Annotated in this window: 4 protein-coding genes; 3 read left to right on the forward strand and 1 reads right to left on the reverse strand. The window is 47.0% G+C overall.

The window, feature by feature from the left end:
• Positions 1-1,035 (forward strand): glycogen synthase GlgA (gene glgA, locus PX481_RS16285; RefSeq protein ID WP_288095008.1); only part of this gene is annotated, 1,035 nt, incomplete at its 5' end.
• A gap of 48 nt (positions 1,036-1,083) precedes the next feature.
• Here the strand turns inward: glgA and PX481_RS16290 are convergent.
• Positions 1,084-1,704 carry a vWA domain-containing protein gene (locus PX481_RS16290; protein ID WP_002759854.1) on the reverse strand — a complete coding sequence of 207 codons (621 nt, stop codon included), beginning with the start codon at positions 1,702-1,704 and terminating at the stop codon, positions 1,084-1,086.
• A 491-nt stretch (positions 1,705-2,195) separates the two neighbouring features.
• On the opposite strand from PX481_RS16290, the gene PX481_RS16295 reads away from it, so the two are divergent.
• The gene (locus PX481_RS16295) at positions 2,196-2,528 is read left to right on the forward strand and encodes a TMEM165/GDT1 family protein (RefSeq protein ID WP_002764178.1); all 333 of its coding nucleotides are present in this window, start codon (positions 2,196-2,198) and stop codon (positions 2,526-2,528) included.
• Between the two features lie 7 nt (positions 2,529-2,535).
• Positions 2,536-2,766, forward strand: a 231-nt coding sequence (locus PX481_RS16300) for a hypothetical protein (protein WP_288095010.1), incomplete at its 3' end; no start/stop codon positions are given.

Consider the following 2,766-nt stretch of genomic DNA (forward strand, 5'->3'; position numbering starts at 1 on the left):
ACGGGCATGATTCCCGTCTGGATGCACCAAGACCCCGATATTAGCACCGTTTTTACTATCCATAATCTCGCCTACCAGGGGCCTTGGCGGGAGGCGTTAGAAAAAATGACTTGGTGTCCTTGGTATATGCAGGGCGATAATACCATGGCCGCGGCGGTTCAATTTGCTAATCGCGTCACTACCGTTTCTCCTACCTATGCCCGTCAAATACAGACCCCCATTTATGGCGAAAATTTAGAGGGATTATTGTCCTATATTTCCGGCAATCTGGTGGGGATTGTCAACGGCATCGATACGGAGGTGTATAACCCGGCTAAAGATGTTTATCTTAAGCAGAATTTTACCCCAGAAACCATCGAAAAACGTCTGGCTAATAAAATTGCCCTGCAAGAAGAAGTGGGGCTACAGGTCAGTAAAAATGCCTTTGTCATGGGGATGGTGACGCGTTTGGTAGAACAAAAAGGTATTGATCTAGTGATGCAAATTTTAGATCGCTTTCTCACCTATACTGATGCTCAATTGATTATTTTAGGTACAGGCGATCGCTATTATGAAACCCAACTATGGGAGATGACTTCCCGTTTCCGGGGGCGAATGTCCCTGCATCTTCTCTATAGTGATGCCCTTTCCCGTCGCATCTATGGGGGGGCCGATGCTTTGTTAATGCCTTCCCGTTTTGAACCCTGCGGCATTTCCCAATTAATGGCTATGCGTTACGGTTGTATTCCCATGGTACGCCGCACCGGTGGTTTAGTCGATACGGTGTCTTTCCACGACCCGATTCAGGAAAAAGGAACAGGATTTAGTTTCGATCGCTATGAACCTTTAGACCTGTTTACCTGTATGATCCGGACTTGGGAAAGTTTTCGTTATAAACAGGATTGGCAAAAACTACAGCAACGGGCAATGACTCAAGATTTTAGTTGGTATAAATCCGCTTTGGAATATCTCAAAATCTACAAACAAATCACGGGACAATCGGAGCAATTATCCGATGAGGAAAAAGATAAATTGGTCGCCCTGACTAGCAGTTAAATCCTCCTTGAGTAGGGGTGAAGAGATATCACCCCTACTGGCTAGAAATTAATCGGTAATGGCGTTGAGAAGAACTTCCGCTAGGGTCATATCTTCCATATCATCGATAGTAATTGTGTCAACGATATCGAATTTGGCCCCCGCCGATTCTAGTTGATCGTCTAAAGCTTTGAGAAATTCGGTTGCTTGCCGATCATGGCCTACTTGAATCAGAGAAATGGCTAATTCTTGATCGCTATCGAGTTTTCGAGAAGCTTCGATGATTTGACGCATCACCGCTTTGCGATCATCTGGTTCTCCGTCGGTAATCACCAGAATAGTTTCTCCGTTGGGTTTAGTTTTGCCGGCAGTTTTGCGCTGAAAATAATTATCAAGGGCATCTTGCAGCACAGCTGCTAGGTCTGTCCTCCCCATCGGTTCGTTTTCTTGATAAATTTGTGTGACCTTATCGGAAGTAACATTATCATAGCGTCGGAAACGTCCGGAAAAAAGATAGATAGTGATGCCGTCGGGATCGATTTCCTCGCACTTTCTAGCCAAGGCGAGGGTGGATTCTTGGGCAATTTGCCAACGGGTTTTATCACTGGGTTTATCAGCAGTGGACATACTGCCACTTTTGTCAATAATCAGAGTATAATCTCTGTCCTGTACAACACTTTCACTGGCCATAGGGGCTATACCTCCAAGCAATTTGCGCTCGTCCTAGTCTAATAATTATTAAACTCTAGGATGGAAACTCTACCTCGATCAACTAGGGTTTTTTAACTATTGAGGGGGGGGAGACAGCGTAATCAACAGCAGAAACTATCGCCAGAAAACCGGTCGGGCTAAAATGAAAAAAGTATGAAAATTATTTCTTAACCTGATACTGTTAAGTAGGTAGGCGTTAAAAATTATCAGATGCCCCCCTTATCAAGGGGGATCCCCCCGCCTATCGGCACCCCCCTTATCAAGGGGGGCAGAGGGGATCGGCACCCCCCTTATCAAGGGGGGCAGAGGGGATCGGCACCCCCCTTATCAAGGGGGGCAGAGGGGATCGGCACCCCCCTTATCAAGGGGGGCAGGGGGGATCGGCACCCCCCTTATCAAGGGGGGCAGGGGGGATCAAACTTAAAATCCATTTTAAATTTAATTATAACCCGATACTGTGAAATTAGCCGATGAGTGATAGCAAATCGATCGCGTCAACCGAGAAAAACCCAGATCAGCCACCTTCTTGGAGTTTTTGGACGGTGTTTAGTTCCACCTTCCTAACCATATTTTTTGCTGAAATCGGCGATAAAACCCAATTAGCCACCCTTCTCATCAGCGCCGAATCCCAATCCCCCTGGGTGGTTTTTGCCGGGGCAGCCAGCGCTTTAATCGCTACCAGTCTCCTCGGTGTCCTGATCGGTTATTGGATTGCTCGTCGTCTTTCCCCCAAAACTTTGGATATCGGTGTCGCTATCCTTCTCCTTTTGATCACTGGTTTACTGATCGGCGATATTCTCTAAGCAATCAGTGATCAAGAGTCAGGAGTCAGGAGATAGGAGACAGGAGACAGGAGACAGGAGATTATTTCTATTTATTCTTCCGACACCCCACACCCCCCACCCCACACCCCACACCCTGCCCCCCGGAAAAGCTTTTTGCCGCAAACCTAATGATCAACCCGAATCTGGCCAAAGCAGCCGGACAGCAAGCAGCGCAAAACCAATGGCCGCTATCGCTTTTAATATCTTAGCGGGGAAT

The sequence above is a fragment of the Microcystis sp. M53603_WE2 genome, assembly GCF_030065435.1.